This is a genomic window from Streptococcus oralis (genome assembly GCF_006175905.1).
In the GTDB taxonomy this organism is placed as follows: domain Bacteria; phylum Bacillota; class Bacilli; order Lactobacillales; family Streptococcaceae; genus Streptococcus; species Streptococcus oralis_BG.
On the sequence record NZ_SSNB01000001.1, the window covers coordinates 660,891 to 681,866 of the forward strand.

18 protein-coding genes and 2 tRNA genes are annotated in these 20,976 nt (G+C 36.2%); 15 read left to right on the forward strand and 5 right to left on the reverse strand.

Going from position 1 to position 20,976, the window contains the following annotated elements; genetic code table 11:
• Window positions 1-13 precede the first annotated feature (13 nt).
• The 5 genes from comC to E7Y33_RS03315 all read left to right on the forward strand — a co-directional run bounded on the left by comC (window position 14) and on the right by E7Y33_RS03315 (window position 2,430).
• The gene (gene comC / locus E7Y33_RS03295; protein ID WP_139689632.1) at window positions 14-139 is read left to right on the forward strand and encodes a competence-stimulating peptide ComC; all 126 of its coding nucleotides are present in this window, start codon (window positions 14-16) and stop codon (window positions 137-139) included.
• 20 nt (window positions 140-159) lie between these two features.
• Window positions 160-1,479: a competence system sensor histidine kinase ComD gene (comD, locus tag E7Y33_RS03300; RefSeq protein ID WP_139689633.1), complete on the forward strand. Its 1,320-nt coding sequence runs from the start codon at window positions 160-162 to the stop codon at window positions 1,477-1,479.
• A complete protein-coding gene (gene comE / locus E7Y33_RS03305) occupies window positions 1,476-2,228 on the forward strand; it encodes a competence system response regulator transcription factor ComE (protein WP_000866079.1) in 753 nt (250 codons plus the stop codon). Before comD ends, comE begins: the two co-directional genes overlap by 4 nt.
• Before the next feature lie 51 nt (window positions 2,229-2,279).
• Window positions 2,280-2,351 (forward strand) — tRNA-Glu (locus tag E7Y33_RS03310).
• A 5-nt stretch (window positions 2,352-2,356) separates the two neighbouring features.
• Window positions 2,357-2,430: transfer RNA gene (locus E7Y33_RS03315), tRNA-Asn, on the forward strand.
• A 34-nt stretch (window positions 2,431-2,464) separates the two neighbouring features.
• Here E7Y33_RS03315 and E7Y33_RS03320 read toward each other — a convergent pair.
• On the reverse strand, window positions 2,465-3,007 hold the full coding sequence (locus E7Y33_RS03320; RefSeq protein WP_139689634.1) for a TetR/AcrR family transcriptional regulator: 543 nt from the start codon (window positions 3,005-3,007) through the stop codon (window positions 2,465-2,467).
• A 128-nt stretch (window positions 3,008-3,135) separates the two neighbouring features.
• Between E7Y33_RS03320 and E7Y33_RS03325 the strand changes: the two genes are divergently transcribed.
• Complete coding sequence (locus tag E7Y33_RS03325) at window positions 3,136-5,790, forward strand: YhgE/Pip domain-containing protein (protein WP_139689635.1); 2,655 nt, start codon at window positions 3,136-3,138, stop codon at window positions 5,788-5,790.
• Between the two features lie 21 nt (window positions 5,791-5,811).
• Here the strand turns inward: E7Y33_RS03325 and E7Y33_RS03330 are convergent, their stop codons facing one another.
• Window positions 5,812-8,364 carry a YfhO family protein gene (locus E7Y33_RS03330; RefSeq protein WP_139689636.1) on the reverse strand — a complete coding sequence of 851 codons (2,553 nt, stop codon included), beginning with the start codon at window positions 8,362-8,364 and terminating at the stop codon, window positions 5,812-5,814.
• Window positions 8,365-8,425: 61 nt separating this feature from the next.
• Window positions 8,426-10,048 carry an ATP-binding cassette domain-containing protein gene (locus E7Y33_RS03335; RefSeq protein ID WP_139689637.1) on the reverse strand — a complete coding sequence of 541 codons (1,623 nt, stop codon included), beginning with the start codon at window positions 10,046-10,048 and terminating at the stop codon, window positions 8,426-8,428.
• A 195-nt stretch (window positions 10,049-10,243) separates the two neighbouring features.
• Between E7Y33_RS03335 and trpS the strand changes: the two genes are divergently transcribed.
• Window positions 10,244-11,269: a tryptophan--tRNA ligase gene (gene trpS, locus E7Y33_RS03340; RefSeq protein ID WP_061428632.1), complete on the forward strand. Its 1,026-nt coding sequence runs from the start codon at window positions 10,244-10,246 to the stop codon at window positions 11,267-11,269.
• A gap of 161 nt (window positions 11,270-11,430) precedes the next feature.
• On the forward strand, window positions 11,431-12,909 hold the full coding sequence (gene guaB / locus E7Y33_RS03345) for an IMP dehydrogenase (RefSeq protein ID WP_061428630.1): 1,479 nt from the start codon (window positions 11,431-11,433) through the stop codon (window positions 12,907-12,909).
• Between the two features lie 52 nt (window positions 12,910-12,961).
• Here the strand turns inward: guaB and recF are convergent, their stop codons facing one another.
• Together recF and yaaA are read right to left on the reverse strand one after the other, a co-directional pair.
• Window positions 12,962-14,059 carry a DNA replication/repair protein RecF gene (gene recF, locus E7Y33_RS03350; RefSeq protein ID WP_139689638.1) on the reverse strand — a complete coding sequence of 366 codons (1,098 nt, stop codon included), beginning with the start codon at window positions 14,057-14,059 and terminating at the stop codon, window positions 12,962-12,964.
• Window positions 14,060-14,061: 2 nt separating this feature from the next.
• The gene (gene yaaA / locus E7Y33_RS03355) at window positions 14,062-14,430 is read right to left on the reverse strand and encodes a S4 domain-containing protein YaaA (RefSeq protein ID WP_139689639.1); all 369 of its coding nucleotides are present in this window, start codon (window positions 14,428-14,430) and stop codon (window positions 14,062-14,064) included.
• Window positions 14,431-14,590: 160 nt separating this feature from the next.
• Here yaaA and yfmF point away from each other — a divergent pair, with 160 nt between their 5' ends.
• Genes yfmF through E7Y33_RS03390 form a run of 7 tightly spaced genes read left to right on the forward strand, consistent with a single transcriptional unit; the run spans window position 14,591 to window position 20,969 of the window.
• Entirely contained in the window at window positions 14,591-15,841 is a 1,251-nt protein-coding gene (yfmF, locus tag E7Y33_RS03360; protein ID WP_139689640.1) for an EF-P 5-aminopentanol modification-associated protein YfmF, read from the forward strand.
• Window positions 15,838-17,121, forward strand: a complete 1,284-nt coding sequence (gene yfmH / locus E7Y33_RS03365; RefSeq protein ID WP_139689641.1) for an EF-P 5-aminopentanol modification-associated protein YfmH — start codon at window positions 15,838-15,840, stop codon at window positions 17,119-17,121. The genes yfmF and yfmH overlap by 4 nt, the downstream gene beginning before the upstream one ends.
• Before the next feature lie 35 nt (window positions 17,122-17,156).
• Complete coding sequence (gene rodZ, locus E7Y33_RS03370; RefSeq protein WP_161976028.1) at window positions 17,157-17,978, forward strand: cytoskeleton protein RodZ; 822 nt, start codon at window positions 17,157-17,159, stop codon at window positions 17,976-17,978.
• A 10-nt stretch (window positions 17,979-17,988) separates the two neighbouring features.
• Window positions 17,989-18,534, forward strand: coding sequence for a CDP-diacylglycerol--glycerol-3-phosphate 3-phosphatidyltransferase (gene pgsA / locus E7Y33_RS03375; protein ID WP_000712149.1), 546 nt, complete (start codon window positions 17,989-17,991; stop codon window positions 18,532-18,534).
• Window positions 18,531-19,358 (forward strand): energy-coupling factor ABC transporter ATP-binding protein, encoded by an 828-nt coding sequence (locus E7Y33_RS03380; RefSeq protein ID WP_139689643.1) that lies wholly within the window; start codon window positions 18,531-18,533, stop codon window positions 19,356-19,358. The genes pgsA and E7Y33_RS03380 overlap by 4 nt, the downstream gene beginning before the upstream one ends.
• Window positions 19,343-20,182 (forward strand): energy-coupling factor transporter ATPase, encoded by an 840-nt coding sequence (locus tag E7Y33_RS03385; RefSeq protein ID WP_139689644.1) that lies wholly within the window; start codon window positions 19,343-19,345, stop codon window positions 20,180-20,182. Before E7Y33_RS03380 ends, E7Y33_RS03385 begins: the two co-directional genes overlap by 16 nt.
• Window positions 20,175-20,969 (forward strand): energy-coupling factor transporter transmembrane component T family protein, encoded by a 795-nt coding sequence (locus E7Y33_RS03390; RefSeq protein ID WP_084880316.1) that lies wholly within the window; start codon window positions 20,175-20,177, stop codon window positions 20,967-20,969. The genes E7Y33_RS03385 and E7Y33_RS03390 overlap by 8 nt, the downstream gene beginning before the upstream one ends.
• The last annotated feature ends 7 nt before the right edge of the window (window positions 20,970-20,976 follow it).

Consider the following 20,976-nt stretch of genomic DNA (forward strand, 5'->3'; position numbering starts at 1 on the left):
AGGAGATTTCATTATGAAAAATACAGTAAAGTTGAAACAATTTAAAGAAGTAACAGAGGCAGAATTGCAGGAGATTCGGGGTGGAGATTGGAGAATTTCAGAAACAATTCGTAATCTTATTTTTCCAAGAAGAAAGTAATGAAGTAAAGGTAGAGAGTAATGGATTTATTTGGATTAGGGATAGCTATTTTTTATTTTCTCATCATTAGCAAAAGTTATGAATGGATTTGTAAAATAAATAGAAAAGAACAAATTGTTTTTTTCTGTTACACATGTATCTCAGTTTTTATACTTGAAGAAATTATTACACTAGTATTTTCTAATAGTTTTGCTTTGTCTAAATTTTTATTTCCTTTGGTTGTGTACCTTTATTTAAGAAAGTTAAAGAAGTCTGAAAAATACAAAGCTATTTTTATCAGTTTACTATTGTCTTTATTATATCACAGTACTCATACTTTTATATCCGTAACTTTATCTTCTATAACAGGAGATGAAGTAGTATTACACTATAAAAGTACATTCCTTTTAGTAGTATTGTTGATGACTTATTTTTCTATTCTAATAATAATTCGTTATTTTCATCTGGAAATTAAATATTTTGATAAAAATTATCTGTATCCTTTTTTAAAAAAAGTAATAGTTGCTTTCTTTGGTTTACATATCTTATTGTTTATTTCAGATATAGTAAGTACAACTCATCATTTAAATAGCTTCGGAAGTATTTTATCAACCATTGTTTTTATTTGCTTGTTATTGATTTTCTTTGCAATGAATTCTCACAAGGTTCAAATTGAAAAAGAGATTGCTCTAAAACAAAAGAAATTTGAACAAAAACATTTACAGACTTATACTGACGAAATTGTGGAGTTGTATAATGAAATTCGAGGTTTTCGTCATGACTATGCAGGGATGCTTGTCAGCATGCAAATAGCGATTGACAGTGGAGATTTACAAGAAATTAACAGGGTTTACAATGAAGTTCTAGTAAAAGCAAATCAGAAATTGAGGTCAGAAAAATATACTTACTTTGATTTAAATAATATAGAAGATTCTGCTTTACGAAGTTTAATTGCTCAATCGATTGTCTATGCACGAAAAAATGATGTAGAGTTTACATTGGAAGTAAAGGATATCATTACTAGACTGTCAATAGATTTACTTGATCTTGTTCGTATCATGAGCATTTTATTAAACAATGCTGTTGAAGGTGCTGCAGATAGTTATTTGAAACAAATGGAAGTTGCAGTCATTAAAATGGATTTTGAAACAGTTATAGTTATCCAGAATTCATGCAAAATCACTATGACGCCTTCAGAGGACCTATTTGCCTTAGGTTTCTCTACTAAGGGAAGAAATAGAGGTCTAGGACTTAATAATGTCAAAGAGATTTTAGATAAGTATGACAACATTATTTTAGAAACAGAGATGGAAGACAACACATTTAGACAAATTATTAGATTTAAGAGGGAATTCGAATGAAAGTATTAATTTTAGAAGATGTTATTGAACATCAAGTGAGACTAGAGAGAATATTAAATGAAATCTCGGAAGAATCGAATATTCCTATTTCATATAAGACAACAGGAAAAGTTCGTGAATTTAAGGAATATATCGAAAATGATGAAGTAAACCAGCTTTATTTCCTAGATATTGATATTCATGGAATCGAGAAAAAAGGCTTTGAAGTGGCTCAATTTATCCGTCATCACAATCCTTATGCTATTATTGTCTTTATTACTAGTCGATCTGAATTTGCTACCTTAACGTACAAATACCAGGTATCAGCCCTAGATTTTGTTGATAAAGATATCAATGATGAATTGTTCAAAAAACGCATCGAGCAGAGTATTTTTTACACTAAGAGCATGCTGCTTGAAAACGAAGATGTTGTAGACTATTTTGATTACAACTATAAAGGAAATGATTTGAAAATTCCTTACCATGACATTTTGTATATCGAAACCACAGGAGTTTCTCATAAACTTCGGATTATTGGTAAGAATTTTGCTAAAGAATTCTATGGAACTATGACAGATATTCAGGAAAAGGACAAACATACCCAGCGATTTTATTGCTCCCATAAATCTTTCCTTGTCAATGTGGGAAATGTGAGAGAAATTGATCGAAAGAATTTAGAAGTTGTCTTTTATGAAGATCATCGTTGTCCGATTACTCGTTTAAAAGTCCGCAAACTAAAAGATATTCTAGAGAAAAAATCTAAAAAGTGATTGACAATTAGTAAGAAATTGATATAATGGTTATATCTGCTACAGATAGATGGTCCGTTGGTCAAGGGGTTAAGACACCGCCTTTTCACGGCGGTAACACGGGTTCGAATCCCGTACGGACTATTTTATCCGCCATAGCTCAGTTGGTAGTAGCGCATGACTGTTAATCATGATGTCGTAGGTTCGAGTCCTACTGGCGGAGTCAGATAAAAAAAGAACACCATTGGTGTTCTTTTTTAGTTAACATCACCTAACATTTTCATAAGGAAGTCTGTCATTTCTTGCGGACTTTCTTTTTTTCCGTGAGCAATCCAAGTCTGGCAAACACCAAATAGGGCATTTGTTAGATAAATACTGCTGTATTCTAATTCTATTGGAGTGAGTTGTAATTTCATAAAGCGTTTCTGAAGGTCGGTGCTAAGCATAATGTGAAGCTTATTTCTCAAGAAATTTTGGATTTCTTTTGTCCCATTTTCAGATAAGAGTGCAGCCAAGAGCGGCTCAGACTCTAAATATTCAAATACTTCTAAAATAGCATCTCTTTTGTGATGAGCATGTTTTTGGAAAATATACTCAAAGGTATGAAATAGCTTACTTTGGTAGAGTTCAATCATATCATACTTATCCTTGTAGTGAGTGTAAAAGCTGGAACGACTAATTCCGGCTTTTTTAGCTAACTTGACCGTACTAATTTGATCAAAGGGGTAGTCCATCAATAATTGAACCATGGCATTCTCGATAATACGTTTTGTTTTTAAGCGTTTGTTACTTTCTTTCATAATTTCTCCTTTTATACAAATTGGACAATATGTCTAAAAAAGTTATTTTTCATCTTGTAATTTTGATTTTTTTATGTATAATCTATTATATCAAAAATTTAGACAATATGTTTAAAAAAGGAGGAAATATGTTTAAAGAATGGAAAGCAATATTTAAAAAACCGACCTTTATCATTGTAATGATAGGGATTTCTCTCATTCCAGCTTTATACAACATTATATTTTTATCATCCATGTGGGATCCTTATGGGAAATTATCAGAGCTACCTGTTGCAGTTGTCAATAAAGATAAGGAAGCATCTTATAATGGACAGACAATGACAATAGGTGAAGACATGGTGTCTAATTTAAAAGAAAATAAGGCTTTAGATTTTCACTTTGTTAATGAAGAGGAAGGGGAAAAAGGACTAGAAGATGGTGACTACTATATGGTGGTAACATTACCAAGTGACCTATCTGAAAAAGCGACCTCTATCCTAACGAATCATCCTGAACAGATGCAGATTGATTATAAGACGTCAAGTGGGCATAGCTTTATTGCAAGTAAGATGAGCGATTCTGCAATGACACAATTAAAACAAACTGTCTCTACTAATATTACTGAAACATACACTAAGGCTTTATTTCAAAAAATGAATGATTTGAAGTCTGGAATAAATAAGGCAGCTGAAGGAAGTGAACAATTAGCTAATGGAGCCGATCAGTTGGTGACGGGAAGTCAAACGTTGACAACAAATCTTAATACTCTAGCTAATTCAACTGTAACTTTTTCAAATGGAGCGGATCAATTTACAAAAGGCTTATCTAGCTATGTGTCTGCTATAGAGCAATTACATATTGGTTTAGGAACTTTTAATAGTGGTTTACAAAGTTATACAAATGCTGTCTCACAGGTTGACACTGGACTTGATCAATTAGTTTCAAAAACTCCTGAGTTGGTGACAGGTGTAAATCAGCTAAATACAGGTATAAAGTCCTACACAAGTGGGGTTTCACAATTGGATACAGGTCTCAATCAATTTTCAGTTGGTGTAAATGCTTATACAAGTAGTGTGAAAGAACTTTCTAACGGAACAAGTCAATTATCCAATCAATCAGATACACTAAGAGATGGAATGGAACAATTAAATACTGGTATTAAAGAAATTTCAAGTCAATTAGAGTCCTCATCTCAACAAAATAAAGAAATAGCGCAATTGGCAACAAGCTTAGGAGAACTAAATAAAACACTACAAGCTCTTACAATATCAGATGACACTCAACTGAAAAGTAAATTTTCAGAAGCTTTGCCAAATCTAACAACTCTTGCACAGGATATTGTGACTAAAAGTCAGACAGAACAAGAGAAAACTATTGCTAACCTTCAATCAACAGCTACTTATCAATCTCTTACAGAGGAACAAAAGAAAGAACTGACAGAAGCTATTTCTAAAAATTCTAATTCTACTATTGAGTCAGCAAAAACAATTTTAACGACAGTAGGGGGATTAAAAGAAAGTATAGAGAATTCAGAACAACAAGTATCTAATCTATCTGATGTGCAGACGAAAGCAAATCAACTCTTACCTGCAGCATCTAGCTCCTTGACAACCTTGTCAAATGGATTTACAACATTACAAACTTCTGTAAATAATCAGTTAGTTCCTGGAAGTCAGTCAATTGAAAAAGGAGTTGTAAACTATACTAAAGGATTGGATACTATTTCTATAGGTGCTAATCAACTAAGTGAAAAGAATGTAAGTTTAACAACTAGTCTAGATCAATTAGTTTCTGGATTAAGTAAGTTGACAGAAAATACATCAACCTTGACAGCTAGAGTAGATGCGTTAGCTGGAAAAGCTCCAGAATTAGTATCAGGTATAGAAAGTTTGTCATCTGGTTCTGCTCAATTGAATAATAAGAGTCCAGAGCTGATAGCAGGTATTACTACATTACAATTTGGCTCTGGTCAATTAACAGATAAATCAACACAGTTACTTTCTGCAGCATCTCAACTAGGAAGTGGCGCTATGAAGATTGCAGATGGTGCTGGAAAACTAGCAGATGGTGGAACAACTTTAACCTCTAGTCTTGAAGATTTACAAACAGGAGTTGATTCATTAGGACAAGGATTAGGCAATGCTAATAATCAACTCAAATCAGCTTCGACAGAATCTAAAAATGCAGAAACATTATCTGAACCTCTAGTTCTCTCAAAAACAGACAATGACCAAGTTCCTGTGAATGGGATTGCCATGGCTCCTTATATGATATCAGTTGCTCTTTTTGTTGCTGCTATATCTACCAATATGATTTTTGCTAAGTTGCCTTCTGGACGTCATCCAGAGAGCCGTTGGGCTTGGTTGAAGTCTCGCTCTGAAATAAATGGGATTATAGCTGTCTTAGCAGGTGTTTTAGTTTATGGAGGTGTCCATCTTATTGGATTGACTGCGAACCATGAGATGAGGACCTTGATTCTAATTATAATCACAAGTTTAGCTTTCATGTCTATGGTGACAGCTTTAACAACTTGGAATAGTCGTATAGGAGCTTTCTTCTCTCTTATTTTACTTTTATTACAGTTAGCATCAAGTGCAGGGACCTATCCACTTGCTTTGACAAATGATTTCTTTAAGGGTGTCAATCCTTGGTTACCAATGAGTTACTCTGTATCAGGTTTACGACAAACAATCTCTATGGCAGGAAATATTCATCACCAAGTGATTTTCCTTATTATAACACTAGCTTTCTTTACTGCTTTAGGTATGCTAGCTTATCAACCTAAGAAAATGGAAGAAGATTAAAAAGATTGACCAAGGAATTGGTCAATCTTTTTCTGTCTTAGATAAATTTCGTCTGTGATTATAGATCCCAAAAAGAAGAAGGGCAGTTAGTGAGCAGGCTGCTCCAATAACAAAACCATTGGGGATAAAGGAAAGTGTAATGGTGCCTTTTCCTTTTGGAACATCAACTTTCATAAAACCAGTTTGAGCCTGCTTGATTTCAAGTTTTTTCCCATCCTGGTATGCAGACCAACCTTTGTCATAAGGAATAGTGAAGAAAATAGAGGTATCTTGTTTTACTTCATATGTAGCAAAGACTTTATTTTTAGAGGTGTATACTTCTACAGGTTGTTCTTTAATCTTTTGAATTGCCTCAGTAAGAGCCTGAGTATCTAAACGATAGAAGGTTGGAGATTCAAATGACACCTGAGAATTTCCAGGGAAACTAACACTGATATTGAAAGTTTTTTGTTCTTCTGTATAGCCTAAATTAAAGAAATTGAAAGCATTGTCAGTTGTAAAAATCTTTTTTTCACCATTGACAAGGATGTCAACCTTCTTTTGTTTATCATTAGTAAAATGAAGGTTTGAAAAAGATAGATAGACTTGACTATTTTGAGGAACTTCAATCTGATAATCAATCCTTGCATCCTCATTCGTAGAACTTGTGATGCTTGTTAAACCATCAGAATTATCTGTTTTATCATAAGCTATTGGATAGAAGTAATCTAAGTTGAGATTAGCAAGCTGGTTTATAAATAAAGCCTGATTATCCAGAGTATGATTATTAAAGTTTACATCTGTGTAAATAGATTGAGTAGCAAAAGCAATGGGGAGGGAAAGTTGATTTTTATATAAGGTTAAATGATCCTTTTGATAAATCTCTTGAAATCCATATTTATCAAAGGGAGTATCTGAAATATTATACTGGATACCAAATAAACTGTCCGCCAAAATGCTGTTATTTGCATAACGGAGATTGAGATTAGTTCCAGAGGATTTGAATCCCAGTTTATCTAAACTAGTGCTAGCTGAACGATTTCGTACAGACGAGAATTGAGAGATTCCATTGTAATTAAATTTCATACTGTCATTTCCTGTCTGAATTTGCAGTTTTTCAGTACGTGTAAATGGATCGTCAATTTGGTTTATAATGGATTCCATAGCAGTGACATCTCTATTATAGACACTGCGAGAAGCAAAAGCCCATTCTTTAGCTATTCCTTCCATTTGAGCTGAAGCATTTAGGCTTATCTCAACTGTTATAAATAAAGATAAAAGAATTGCAAATAGATTTACAGAGATAAATTTTCTAATGACTGCAAGAAGTAAAAGAGCATAAACTAGTAGAAATTCAAGAGTGAGTAGGATATTCAAATCAGTTAGAAAAGAATAGTGCGATTTAAAATAGACAGTAGCCAAAAATCCTGTTAGTACAAGAAAAAGTGAGACAAATAGATTCCAGAGCTTCAGTTCTTTCAGACGATTTAAGACTTCTGCTGCAGTATAAATTAACAGAGTGGAAAAAATCCAAGCATAGCGATGCAAAAACATATTTGGGGTGTGCATCCCTTGCCAAAATAAATCAAGTGCTTCTATGTAAAAGCTTGTTATTAAAAAAGTAAAGAAAATTGCATAGGTAAGTTTCACGTGAAACTTTATGGATTTTATTGTGAAAAATAGAATGGTTAAAATAAAGGGAAGCAATCCAACGAAAATCATTGGTATAGATCCATACTTAGTTGTATCAAAAGATCCAATGAATTGTTTTGCGAAAATATCCAGATACCAGCTACTATCTGTTTTCAATTTTGTGATGACAGTTAACTTCTCCCCATGAGTTTGTAAATCAAACAGTGTAGGAAGAGTCATAATCAAACTAGCCATTCCTGCTAAAAAGGAGGTAACAACAAAATCAAGAAAAGATGATTTTCGAGTTTTAAAGTCCCAAGAAATTTGGCAGAGATACCAGAAAATAAGAAACAATGCTGTCATATACCCAAAATAATAATTTTGAATAAATAAGATTGACAAACTTGTAAAGTATAGTAGGCGCTTCTTTTGTGTTATAAGTAGGTATAAACCAGTTATAATTAAAGGAATCAAGATAAAAACATCTAGCCAGGTTTTTATCTCTAACTGACTAACGGTAAAGCTCATTAGAGCATAGGAAGTAGATAAGGTAAGTTTTAAAAATTTTGGGATATCTTTAAATAATCTAGTCAAACTAAAGAAGGTTGATAGACCAATAAATCCAAATTTTAATAGAGTGGTCAGATAAACAGCATCTGGCATATTCGACAGATTAAAAAAGTAAACCATAGGTGAGAGAAAACTACCCAAGTAATAACTAGATAGAGCATAGAAATTAAGTCCGAGGCCACTTGTAAAGGTGTAAAACAAACTACCATTTCCATGTAAAATATTTCGTAAAGCTACATCAAAAATAACGTATTGATGGAAACCGTCTCCTAATAGTGGAGATGTATCGCTATTCCAGTAGATACCTTGAGTTAGGTATACTCCAGTCATAATTACTAAAGGAATGATGAAAGAAACAAAATAGGTCCAATATGTTTTAAAAAATGATTTCATGTTACCTCGTAGAATGATAGAAAACTCAGTTGGTTACCCCAACTGAGTTTTGAAGTCTTATTTAATCTTTCCAAAGTTCTTTAACTTTTGCTTGTACTTCTGCATTTTCTAGGAATTCATCATAGGTTTCATCGATACGATCAATGACGCCATTCTTAGACAAAACAATAATATGGTTTGCTAAAGTTTGAATGAACTCGTGATCATGACTAGCAAAGATGATTGATTCTTTAAAGTTTTTCAATCCATCGTTCAAGCTTGAGATAGATTCCAAGTCCAAGTGATTTGTTGGATCATCAAGTACAAGGACATTTGATTTCAAGAGCATGAGTTTTGAAAGCATGACACGTACTTTTTCTCCCCCTGACAAGACGTTTACAGGTTTGTTAACCTCATCTCCAGAAAAGAGCATACGACCAAGGAAACCACGTAGGAAGGTATTGTCATCTTCTTCTTTGCTTGCAAATTGACGCAACCAGTCAAGGATTGACTCTCCTCCTGCAAAATCAGCCGAGTTGTCTTTTGGCAAGTAAGAACGACTAGTAGTAACTCCCCACTTAACAGTTCCTTCATAGTCAATGTCACCCATGATTGCACGAATTAATGCAGTCGTTTGGATGTCATTTTGTCCAATAAGAGCTGTCTTATCACCTGGACGCAAGATGAAGCTGATATTATCTAAAATAGTCTCACCATCGATCTTGACAGTTAGATTTTCTACTGTCAAGAGATCATTACCAATCTCACGCTCTGCTTTAAAGTTGATAAATGGGTATTTACGACTGGATGGAACAATTTCTTCTAGTTCAATCTTGTCAAGCATTTTTTTACGAGACGTTGCCTGTCTTGACTTAGAAGCGTTGGCGGAGAATCGAGCAACGAATTCTTGCAATTGCTTAATCTTTTCTTCCGCTTTGGCATTACGGTCTGCTAACAATTTAGCAGCAAGCTCAGAAGATTCCTTCCAGAAGTCGTAGTTTCCGACATAGAGTTTGATTTTTCCAAAGTCAAGGTCGGCCATGTGAGTACATACTTTATTGAGGAAGTGACGGTCATGGGATACAACGATGACAGTGTTATCAAAGTCAATCAAGAAATCTTCTAACCAAGTAATAGATTGGATATCCAAACCGTTGGTTGGCTCGTCCAAGAGAAGAACATCAGGTTTACCAAAAAGTGCTTTAGCAAGGAGAACCTTCACTTTTTCACCATTGGCTAATTCGCTCATGTTTTGGTAGTGCAATTCTTCTGGAATATTTAGGTTTTGAAGCAGTTGAGATGCTTCACTTTCTGCTTCCCAACCTCCAAGTTCAGCAAATTCACCTTCAAGTTCAGCTGCACGAACACCATCTTCATCGGAAAAATCTTCCTTCATGTAAATAGCATCTTTTTCCTTCATGATGCTATAGAGTTTTTCATTTCCCATGATAACGACATCAATTGCACGTTCATCTTCATAGTCAAAGTGATTTTGACGAAGAACAGAGAGACGTTCATCTGGACCAAGAGAGATATTACCAGTTGTAGGTTCGATATCACCAGCTAAGATTTTTAAGAATGTAGACTTCCCAGCACCATTAGCACCAATTAATCCGTATGTATTTCCTTCTGTAAATTTGATATTGACATCATCAAAAAGTTTGCGATCACTAAAACGTAGTGAAACATCAGATACTGTAAGCAATGTTTTTCTCCTATAATATGTAATACATTTATTCTACTAGAAAAGAGAGAAATATTCAAATTTTTCTTTGTCAATTTTATGTCAACTAAGTTTACAGTTTTATTTACAGCGAATTGGCTCTTTGATTTAAATAATTTTCTGTTATTTTAACAAAAAAATGCTATAATTGAAGAGACCATTTCGAAGGAGAAAAAAATGACGAAACCCATTATTTTAACAGGAGACCGCCCAACAGGTAAACTGCATATTGGACATTATGTTGGGAGTCTTAAAAACAGAGTATTACTGCAGGAAGAAGACAAGTATGACATGTTTGTTTTTTTGGCGGACCAACAAGCATTGACAGATCACGCCAAAGACCCTCAAACGATTGTAGAATCGATTGGGAATGTTGCCTTAGATTACCTAGCAGTTGGATTAGATCCAAGTAAATCAACTATCTTTATTCAAAGCCAAATTCCAGAGTTGGCTGAATTATCTATGTACTATATGAATTTGGTGTCACTAGCTCGTTTGGAACGGAATCCGACAGTAAAAACAGAGATTGCTCAGAAAGGGTTTGGAGAAAGTATTCCGACAGGATTTTTGGTTTATCCGATTGCGCAAGCAGCAGATATTACTGCTTTCAAGGCTAATTATGTTCCTGTTGGGACAGATCAGAAACCAATGATTGAGCAAACTCGTGAGATTGTTCGTTCCTTTAATCATGCTTATAATTGTGAGGTCTTGGTGGAGCCGGAAGGTATTTATCCAGAAAATGAGAGAGCAGGGCGTTTGCCAGGTTTAGATGGAAATGCTAAAATGTCTAAATCCCTTAATAATGGTATTTATCTAGCAGATGATGCGGATACTTTGCGTAAAAAAGTCATGAGCATGTATACTGATCCGGATCATATTCGAGTGGAGGATCCAGGTAAGATTGAAGGAAATATGGTTTTCCATTATCTAGATGTGTTTGGTCGTCCAGAAGATGCTCAAGGCATTGCGGATATGAAAGAACATTATCAACGTGGTGGTCTTGGTGATGTGAAGACGAAACGTTATCTACTTGAAATATTAGAACGCGAACTTGGCCCTATTCGTGAGCGCCGTATCGAATTTGCTAAGGATATGGGAGAAGTTTACAATATGCTTCAAAAAGGTAGTGAGAAAGCGCGTGAGGTTGCGGGGCAAACTTTATCTGAAGTTAAGAAAGCAATGGGACTAAATTATTTTAAATAATAGATAAATATGAATCGTAAAACTATCTCTTCCATAGGTTCACAGGGATAGTTTTTTTATGATTTCTACCATAAATATAATTGACAAATTTTCATAGAATGGTATGATAGATACAATACAAAAAGAGTCAAGCTCAAAAAGAAAGAAAAGAGGAAACTTCAATGTCTAATTGGGATACTAAATTTTTAAAAAAAGGTTTTACCTTTGATGATGTATTGCTCATTCCAGCAGAAAGTCATGTGTTGCCTAATGATGCAGATTTAACAACAAAATTGGCAGATAATCTGACTTTAAATATCCCAATTATAACAGCCGCAATGGATACAGTCACAGAAAGTCAAATGGCTATTGCTATTGCTCGTGCGGGTGGTCTTGGAGTAATCCATAAAAATATGTCTATTGCGCAACAGGCGGATGAAGTTCGCAAGGTAAAACGTTCTGAAAATGGTGTTATTATTGATCCATTCTTCTTGACTCCAGAACACACTATTGCTGAAGCAGACGAACTGATGGGACGTTACCGTATCAGTGGTGTTCCAGTTGTAGAAACACTTGAAAATCGTAAATTGGTTGGTATTCTAACAAATCGAGATCTTCGCTTTATTTCAGATTACAATCAGCCAATCTCAAATCACATGACCAGTGAAAATCTTGTTACTGCTCCAGTTGGCACAGATCTTACAACAGCTGAACATATTCTTCAAGAACACCGTATTGAAAAACTTCCTTTGGTTGACGAAGAAGGCCGTCTTTCTGGCTTGATTACTATTAAGGATATTGAAAAAGTTATTGAGTTTCCAAATGCTGCCAAAGATGAATTTGGTCGTCTTCTAGTTGCTGGTGCGGTGGGTGTCACTTCAGATACATTTGAACGTGCAGAGGCTCTCTTTGAAGCAGGGGCTGACGCAATTGTTATTGATACTGCACATGGTCACTCTGCTGGGGTTCTACGTAAAATTGCTGAAATTCGTGCTCACTTCCCAGATCGCACTTTGATTGCTGGTAATATTGCAACTGCAGAAGGTGCGCGTGCTCTTTATGATGCAGGTGTAGATGTTGTCAAAGTCGGTATCGGACCAGGTTCTATCTGTACCACTCGTGTGATTGCAGGGGTTGGTGTCCCACAAGTGACAGCAATCTATGATGCAGCAGCAGTTGCGCGTGAATATGGTAAAACAATCATTGCTGATGGTGGAATCAAGTACTCTGGAGATATTGTAAAAGCCCTTGCTGCAGGTGGAAATGCGGTTATGCTTGGATCAATGTTTGCTGGAACAGACGAAGCACCAGGTGAAACGGAAATCTTCCAAGGACGTAAGTTTAAGACTTACCGTGGTATGGGATCAATCGCTGCAATGAAGAAAGGTTCAAGCGATCGTTACTTCCAAGGTTCTGTCAATGAAGCAAACAAACTCGTTCCAGAAGGAATTGAAGGGCGTGTTGCCTATAAAGGCGCAGCAGCTGATATTGTCTTCCAAATGATTGGTGGTATTCGCTCTGGTATGGGTTACTGTGGTGCAGCTAACCTTAAAGAACTACATGATAATGCACAATTTATTGAAATGTCTGGGGCTGGTCTAAAAGAAAGCCATCCTCATGATGTACAAATCACTAATGAGGCACCAAACTACTCTATGTAACTAGTAAAAAAGAACTCCTGAATCTCAGGAGTTCTTTTTGTTTACAGTATTGTCAATTTTTGTTTACAGAAATTTTACCATTTTGAATGTTGAAAATACTAAGGTTTTCTGGTAAATTTTGTAAGTGGTCTAAACTTGTTGTTGTGATAAAGGTTTGGATAGATTGAGAAATGGTTTCTAGTAATTTTAGTTGCCGTGTATTGTCAAGTTCGCTCATAACATCATCAAGCAGTAGTATTGGAGACTCGTTGGTAATACTTTCCATTAGCTCAATCTCTGCTAGTTTGATAGAAAGTACAAGACTACGATGTTGACCTTGGCTTCCAAAACTAGCGTCCATACCATTGATATAGAAAGTAATGTCATCTCGATGAGGGCCGACACCAGTATTCTTTTTGAACAAATCTCTTGATCTGCTTTTCTCCAAAGCCATTTTAAAAGAACTTGTTAGCTGTTCTTCATTAGTGAAGTTGACAGATGATTGATAAGATATTGACAGCTCTTCTAATTCATTTGAAATTTCTAAGTGTTTTTTTTGACCAAATTTCTCTAAGTTTTTAATGAATTTTATCCGATGCTTTATAACACGACACCCATACTCTACTAGCTGATCGTCTAAGACTGACAGAAATGTATCGTCAATCTTCTGGCTGGATTTTAGATAAGTATTTCTCTGTTTGAGTATATGATTGTAGTTTGACAAGTCTGACAAGTAGATTGGTTTAATTTGTCCCAGTTCGATGTCTATAAACTTTCGACGGACAGAAGGTGCTCCCTTAATTAGCTGGAGATCTTCAGGTGCGAAGAGGACAACATTCATATGACCGATGTAGTCTGATAGGCGAGCTTGTTTTAAGTGATTGACCTTAGTCACACGCCCTTTTGGCGTTAAATCAATTTCTAGAGGGATAGAGCTTGTTTTTTTCTGTAGCAAGCCAGAAAGATGGAGTTGCTCGTTATCAAAATGAATGAGATTTTTATCTGTACGAGTCCGATGACTACGTGTCAAGGCTAAGAAATAGATTGCTTCTAGAATATTGGTTTTTCCTTGTGCATTTTGACCTAGAAAGACATTTAATTTTGGATTGAAATCAATTTTTGCCTCTTTGTAGTTTCGAAAGGTTTTAATTGTTAAATGTTGGAGCCACATGGTTATCTTCCTGGAAAACGTGGAACTTGTTTGGTTTTAGGCGATGAAGAAGTTTTTTGTTTTTCTTTCTTGACACCTTTATTCATCTCTTTGACAAGTTTAGCAATTCGCTCTTTCTCAATCTTATCTGCTTGATACTCTTCTTGCTCTTTTAAACTTGGTTGTGTCAAGGTGATGTCAATCTTTAAATCAGGAATGTCAATCGTATCTCCAATACGGATTTTTTTCCCACGTCTACTTTCTAACTCACCATTAAAGTAAACTTGATGATCCATTAAAAAGGATTTGATTGCACCACCGCTTTGTATAATTCCAAGTTCTTTTAGGAGGGCTTGGAGCGTAATAAATTCTTCAAATAATTTGTATTCCATAATTCACCTCAATCTTTGGTATTATACCATATTTTCCTTGAAATAGCTGAAGGAAAGTTAGCTGAAATGAAAACGGTTTTACTCTTTAAAGCTATAAAGAGAACAAGAAAAATTTTGATTTTCGTGGTATAATAGAACTCTATATGTAAGGAGGTAAGGTATGGAATTAGTGCCTGGAATTTCAGCACATTTTGTTCAATCCAAAAAGTTTAAAACAAATAAAATCACCATTCGTTTTACTGCTCCCTTATCTCTTGAGACAATAGCAGGACGTATGTTGAGCGCGAGTATGTTGGAGACGGCAAATCAAGTTTACCCAACATCTCAAGTATTTCGCAGGTACTTGGCAAGTTTATATGGAACAGATATTTCCACAAGTGCTTATCGTAGGGGACGGGCACATATTCTTGACTTAACGTTTACTTATGTGAGGGATGATTTTTTAAGTAAAAAGAATGTCTTGACTTCTCGAATTTTGGAATTGGTGAAACAGACTTTATTTGCTCCCTTAGCTCAAGATGGTGCTTTTGAGCCAGCCCTATTTGAAATTGAAAGAAAACAGTTATTGGCTAGTTTAGCTACTGATATGGATGATTCATTTTATTTTGCTCATAAGGAGTTGGATAGCTTGTTCTTCCATGATGAGCGTCTTCAATTGAGATACAGTGATTTACGAAATAGCATTTTAAGTGAGTCTCCAGAAAGTAGCTACACTTGCTTTCAAGATGCTCTGAAAAATGATTGTATTGATTTCTTTTTCTTAGGTGATTTTAATGAAGTAGAAATTGCAGAATCGCTGAAGTCATTACCCTTTACAGCTAGAGAGAACGGCATCACTATCCAGTACCATCAATCTTATTCGAATGTCCTACGAGAGGGAATGATTCAGAGGAATGTTGGGCAATCCATTTTGGAATTGGGTTATCATTCTCCTGTAAAATATGGTGATGATGAGCATTTGCCCATGCTTGTGATGAATGGTTTGTTGGGTGAATTTGCACATTCGAAACTTTTTACAAACGTTCGTGAAAATGCTGGAATAGCCTATACAGTCTCGAGTCAATTGGATTTGTTTAGTGGTCTGTTAAGGATGTATGCGGGTATTGATAGAGAAAATCGAAATCAGGCTAGAAAAATGATGAATCATCAATTGCTAGATCTGAAAAAGGGTAACTTTACAGATTTTGAACTTGAACAAACCAAGGAGATGATTCGACGATCTTTGTTGATGGCTCAAGATAATCAACAGACCCTAGTTGAAAGAGTCTATTTGAATGCTCTATTGGGGAAATCAAGCTTTGACATTGATCGATTGGTGGCAAAATTAGAGAGTGTTGATAAAGAAGCTGTCTGTAAAGTTGCCAACAGTTTGAAGTTACAAGCGATTTACTTTATGGAAGGAGTAGAATGACAAAGGTTACTTTTGAAGAAAAATACTATCCTGCTGTAAAGGAAACAGTCTACAAAACACAATTGTCAAATGGGTTGACAGTTTCTTTACTTCCTAAACAAGATTTCAATGAGGTTTATGGGATTGTAACGGTTCAATTTGGTTCTGTAGATGCAACTTATACAAGCTTGGAAAAAGGTTTACGTCATCATCCAGCAGGAATTGCACATTTTCTTGAACATAAATTGTTTGAAAGAGAAAATTCTGAGGATATAATGGCTGCGTTTACTCGATTAGGTGCGGACAGTAATGCCTTTACAAGCTTTATTAAGACCAGCTATCTTTTTTCAACAATTGACCATCTATTAGAGAATTTAGATTTACTAGATGAGTTAGTCGGAGATGTTCATTTTACTGAAGAGTCTGTTTTGAGGGAACAGGATATTATCCAGCAAGAACGAGAAATGTACCAAGATGATCTAGACTCACGTTTGTTTTTTGCAACATTAGCCAACCTTTATCCTGATACTCCTTTAGCGACAGATATAGTTGGAAGTGAAAAATCAATTTCTGAGATTCAAGTTTCAAATTTAAAAGAGAATTTTACAGACTTTTACAAACCTGTCAACATGTCACTGTTTTTGGTTGGAAATATTGATGTAAAAGTTGTTGAGGAATACTTTTCGAAAAAGGAAAAGAAGACTCTAGAACAGTTTACAGTTACAAAAGAGAAACTACCCTTACAGCCTGTGAAGCAAACAGATAGTCTTCGGATGGAAGTTTCTTCACCCAAACTTGCTGTTGCAATTAGAGGTAATGGGCAAATAACAGAAGCTGAGTCTTATCGTTACAATATTTTATTGAAATTACTATTTACGATGATGTTTGGTTGGACTTCTGATCGTTTTCAAAGGTTATATGAGACTGGGAAGTTAGATGCGTCATTGTCACTTGAGGTTGAAGTCAACAGTCGCTTTCATTTTGTGATATTGACAATGGACACCAAAGAGCCTGTTTCTCTGTCGAATCAATTTCGTAAAGCGATTCGTCAGTTTAGTAGTGATGCGGATATTACAGAGGAACATTTAGATCTTGTTAAGAGTGAGATGTTTGGGGAATTTTTCAGTAGCATGAACTCTTTGGAATTTATTGCAACTCAATACGATCCGATGGATCGCGGAGAAACAATTTTTGATTTTCCGAAAATTTTACAGGAAATTACTTTGGAGGATGTTCTAGAAGCTGGACATCGTTTGATTGATAATGGTGATCTAGTTGATTTTACAATCTTTCCAGCTTAAAAGATGACTAATACTAGAAAGAAGGAATGGTACGTATGAGAAAAAAAACAATTGGCGAGGTTCTACGTTTAGCTAGAATTAATCAGGGATTGAGTTTAGAAGAATTGCAGGAAAAAACTGAAATTCAGTTGCATTTTCTAGAAGCTATGGAGGCAGATGATTTTGATCAACTTCCTAGTACCTTCTATGCTCGTTCTTTTTTAAGAAAATATGCCTGGGCAGTAGAGTTAGATGAAAGAATTGTTTTGGATGCATATGATTCAGGTAGTATGATTACTTATGAAGAGGTAGATGTCGATGAAGAAGACTTGTCTGGTCGCAGACGATCAAATAAGAAAAAAACGTCTTATCTCCCCTTGTTTTATTTCGTTCTATTTGCTTTGTCAATTTTAATTTTTGTCACTTACTATGTTTGGAACTACATCCAAACTCAGCCAAGTCCTTCTTCAGCTAATTATAGTGTTGTGAGTTCAACTAGTTCCACAACCTCATCTAGTTCATCTTCTAGTAGTCAGACGTCTAGCTCGTCTTCTACTACGGAATCAACTATTACAGTGTCAGGCGAAGGAAACCGCATTGAAGCTCGGTATAAAACGAGTAAGGAAATCGCTACTGTTCAACTGGCAGTATCAGATGCAACTAGTTGGGTAAGTGTTTCAGGAAGTGAGCTGGAGGGTGGTGTGACACTATCCGCAGACAATAAGAATGCAAAAACAACAGTTTCAACTAAGAACCCCGTTACCATTACTTTAGGTGTAGTGAAGGGAGTTACTGTGACTGTGGACAATCAAACGATTGACACCTCGAAGCTGACAACTCAGACTGGAACTGTGACACTGACATTTACTACAGATTAAGGAAAAATCAATGAAAAAAGAACAAATTCCTAATGTATTAACTATTGGTAGAATTCTCTTTATACCTCTCTTTATTCTTATTTTGACTTTGGGCCATTCACAAGGCAGTCATTTGCTGGCAGCGATCATCTTTGCAGTTGCTAGTATAACGGATTATCTTGATGGTTACCTTGCTCGTAAATGGAATGTAGTCAGCAACTTTGGAAAGTTTGCTGATCCGATGGCCGATAAGCTGTTGGTTATGTCAGCTTTTATCATGTTGATTGAGTTAGGTATGGCTCCAGCTTGGGTTGTTGCTATTATCATCTGTCGTGAACTTGCGGTGACAGGCTTGCGTTTGTTGCTTGTTGAGACGGGAGGGACAGTTCTAGCAGCAGCGATGCCAGGGAAAATCAAGACCTTTAGTCAGATGTTTGCCATTATCTTTTTGCTCTTACATTGGAATTTAATTGGTCAGCTGTTGCTTTATATCGCTTTGTTTTTCACTATCTACTCTGGTTATGATTATTTCAAGGGTAGCGCTCATGTATTCAAAGGGACATTTGGTTCGAAATGAAATCGATTATTGAAGTAAAAGATCTGTCTTTTCGTTACAAGGAAGACCAGGATCATTATGATGTTAATAATGTCTCGTTTCACGTGAAACGGGGAGAATGGCTTTCGATTGTAGGTCATAATGGGAGTGGAAAATCGACAACTATCCGTTTGATTGATGGCTTGCTTGAAGCAGAGTCTGGAGAAATCTGGATAGATGGCCAATTGCTGTCCTCTGAAAATGTTTGGGACTTGCGACGTCAAATTGGTATGGTTTTTCAAAATCCAGACAATCAATTTGTAGGGGCAACTGTTGAAGATGATGTTGCCTTTGGCCTAGAAAATCAGGGACTTCCTCGTGAAGAAATGAAGAAGAGAGTGGCTGAATCTTTGGAGTTAGTAGGTATGCTGGACTTTAAGAAGAGAGAACCAGCTCGTTTATCTGGTGGACAAAAACAACGGGTGGCTATTGCAGGAGTCGTTGCCTTGAGACCTGCTATTTTGATTCTGGATGAGGCTACAAGTATGTTGGATCCTGAGGGGCGCAGAGAACTGATTCAGACAGTTCAAGAGATTCGAAAAGACTATCAGATGACAGTTATCTCCATTACGCATGACTTGGAAGAAGTTGCGATGAGCGACCGTGTCTTGGTCATGAAAAAAGGCCAAGTGGAGTCAACCAGTAGCCCCAGAGAACTTTTTTCTCGGGATGACCTTGACCAGATAGGCTTAGATGATCCCTTTACGAATCAATTGAGGGAATCTTTGAGGGAGACAGGCTATCAGTTGCTGGATGGCTATTTGACGGAAGGAGAGCTAGAGGACAAGTTATGGGAATTACTCTAGAAAATGTGAGCTTTACCTATCAAGAGGGGACTCCCCTATCTTCGTCAGCCTTGACTGATGTTTCCTTGACGATTGAGGACGGCTCCTATACAGCTTTGGTAGGACATACAGGTAGTGGGAAATCGACGATCTTACAGCTTTTAAATGGCCTATTGGTTCCAAGTAAGGGTTCTGTTCGAGTTTTCGATACCGTCATTACCCCTACATCAACAAATAAAGAAATTCGACAGATTCGAAAGCAAGTCGGTCTAGTTTTTCAATTTGCTGAAAATCAGATTTTCGAAGAGACTGTTTTGAAAGATGTTGCATTTGGACCGCAAAATTTTGGAGTTTCTGAGGAAGAGACCAAGAAAATTGCGCGTGAAAAGTTAGCATTGGTAGGCATCGATGAGTCACTCTTTGAGCGCAGTCCCTTTGAACTTTCGGGAGGTCAGATGAGACGTGTAGCTATAGCAGGTATGCTAGCCATGGAGCCAACTGTCTTAGTTTTGGATGAGCCGACAGCAGGGCTAGATCCTCTGGGCAGAAAAGAATTGATGACCTTGTTTAAAAAACTCCACCTTTCTGGAATGACAATCGTTCTGGTAACGCATTTGATGGATGATGTAGCTGCATATGCTGATCAGGTTTATGTTATGGAAAAGGGGCGTTTGGTCAAAAGTGGCAAACCAAGTGATGTCTTTCAAGATGTAGCCTCTATGGAAAAGGTACAGTTAGGTGTGCCTAAAATCACAGCCTTTTGTAAACGTTTGGCAGATAGAGGTGTAGCTTTTAAAAAACTGCCAATCAAGATAGAGGAGTTTAAGGAGTCGCTAAATGGATAGTATGATTTTAGGGCGTTATATACCGGGGGATTCCATCATTCATCGCTTGGATCCACGTAGTAAATTGCTTGCCATGATCCTGCTGATTTTGATTGTATTTTGGGCCAATAATCCTCTCACCAATCTCATTCTGTTTGTAGCGACAGGTATATTTATCGCTTTGTCAGGCGTTTCCCTCTCATTTTTCGTTCAGGGATTAAAATCCATGTTCTTCCTGATTGCTTTTACGACTCTTTTTCAGCTCTTTTTCATTTCAAGTGGAAATGTCCTATTTGAGTTTTCTTTTATAAAAATAACGGATTATGCTTTGCAACAAGCAGGAATCATTTTCTGTCGTTTTGTGTTGATTATTTTCTTTTCAACCTTGCTAACCTTAACGACCATGCCTTTGAGTCTGGCAGCTGCAGTTGAAGCTCTTTTAGCACCGCTGAAACGCGTGAAAGTTCCCGTTCATGAAATTGGTCTCATGTTATCAATGAGTTTGCGTTTTGTTCCAACCTTGATGGATGATACGACGAGAATTATGAATGCTCAAAAAGCTCGTGGAGTTGACTTTGGCGAAGGTAGCATCGTTCAAAAAGTAAAGGCTATGATTCCAATTTTAATTCCTCTTTTTGCGACGAGCTTAAAGCGTGCAGATTCATTGGCAATAGCCATGGAAGCGCGTGGTTATCAGGGAGGAAAGGGTAGAAGTCAGTATAGACAGTTGAGATGGAGTCAAAAGGATACACTGGCAATTCTTGTGATTTTGGTACTGGGATGTTTCTTATTTTTCTTAAAATCTTAGCAGGTTT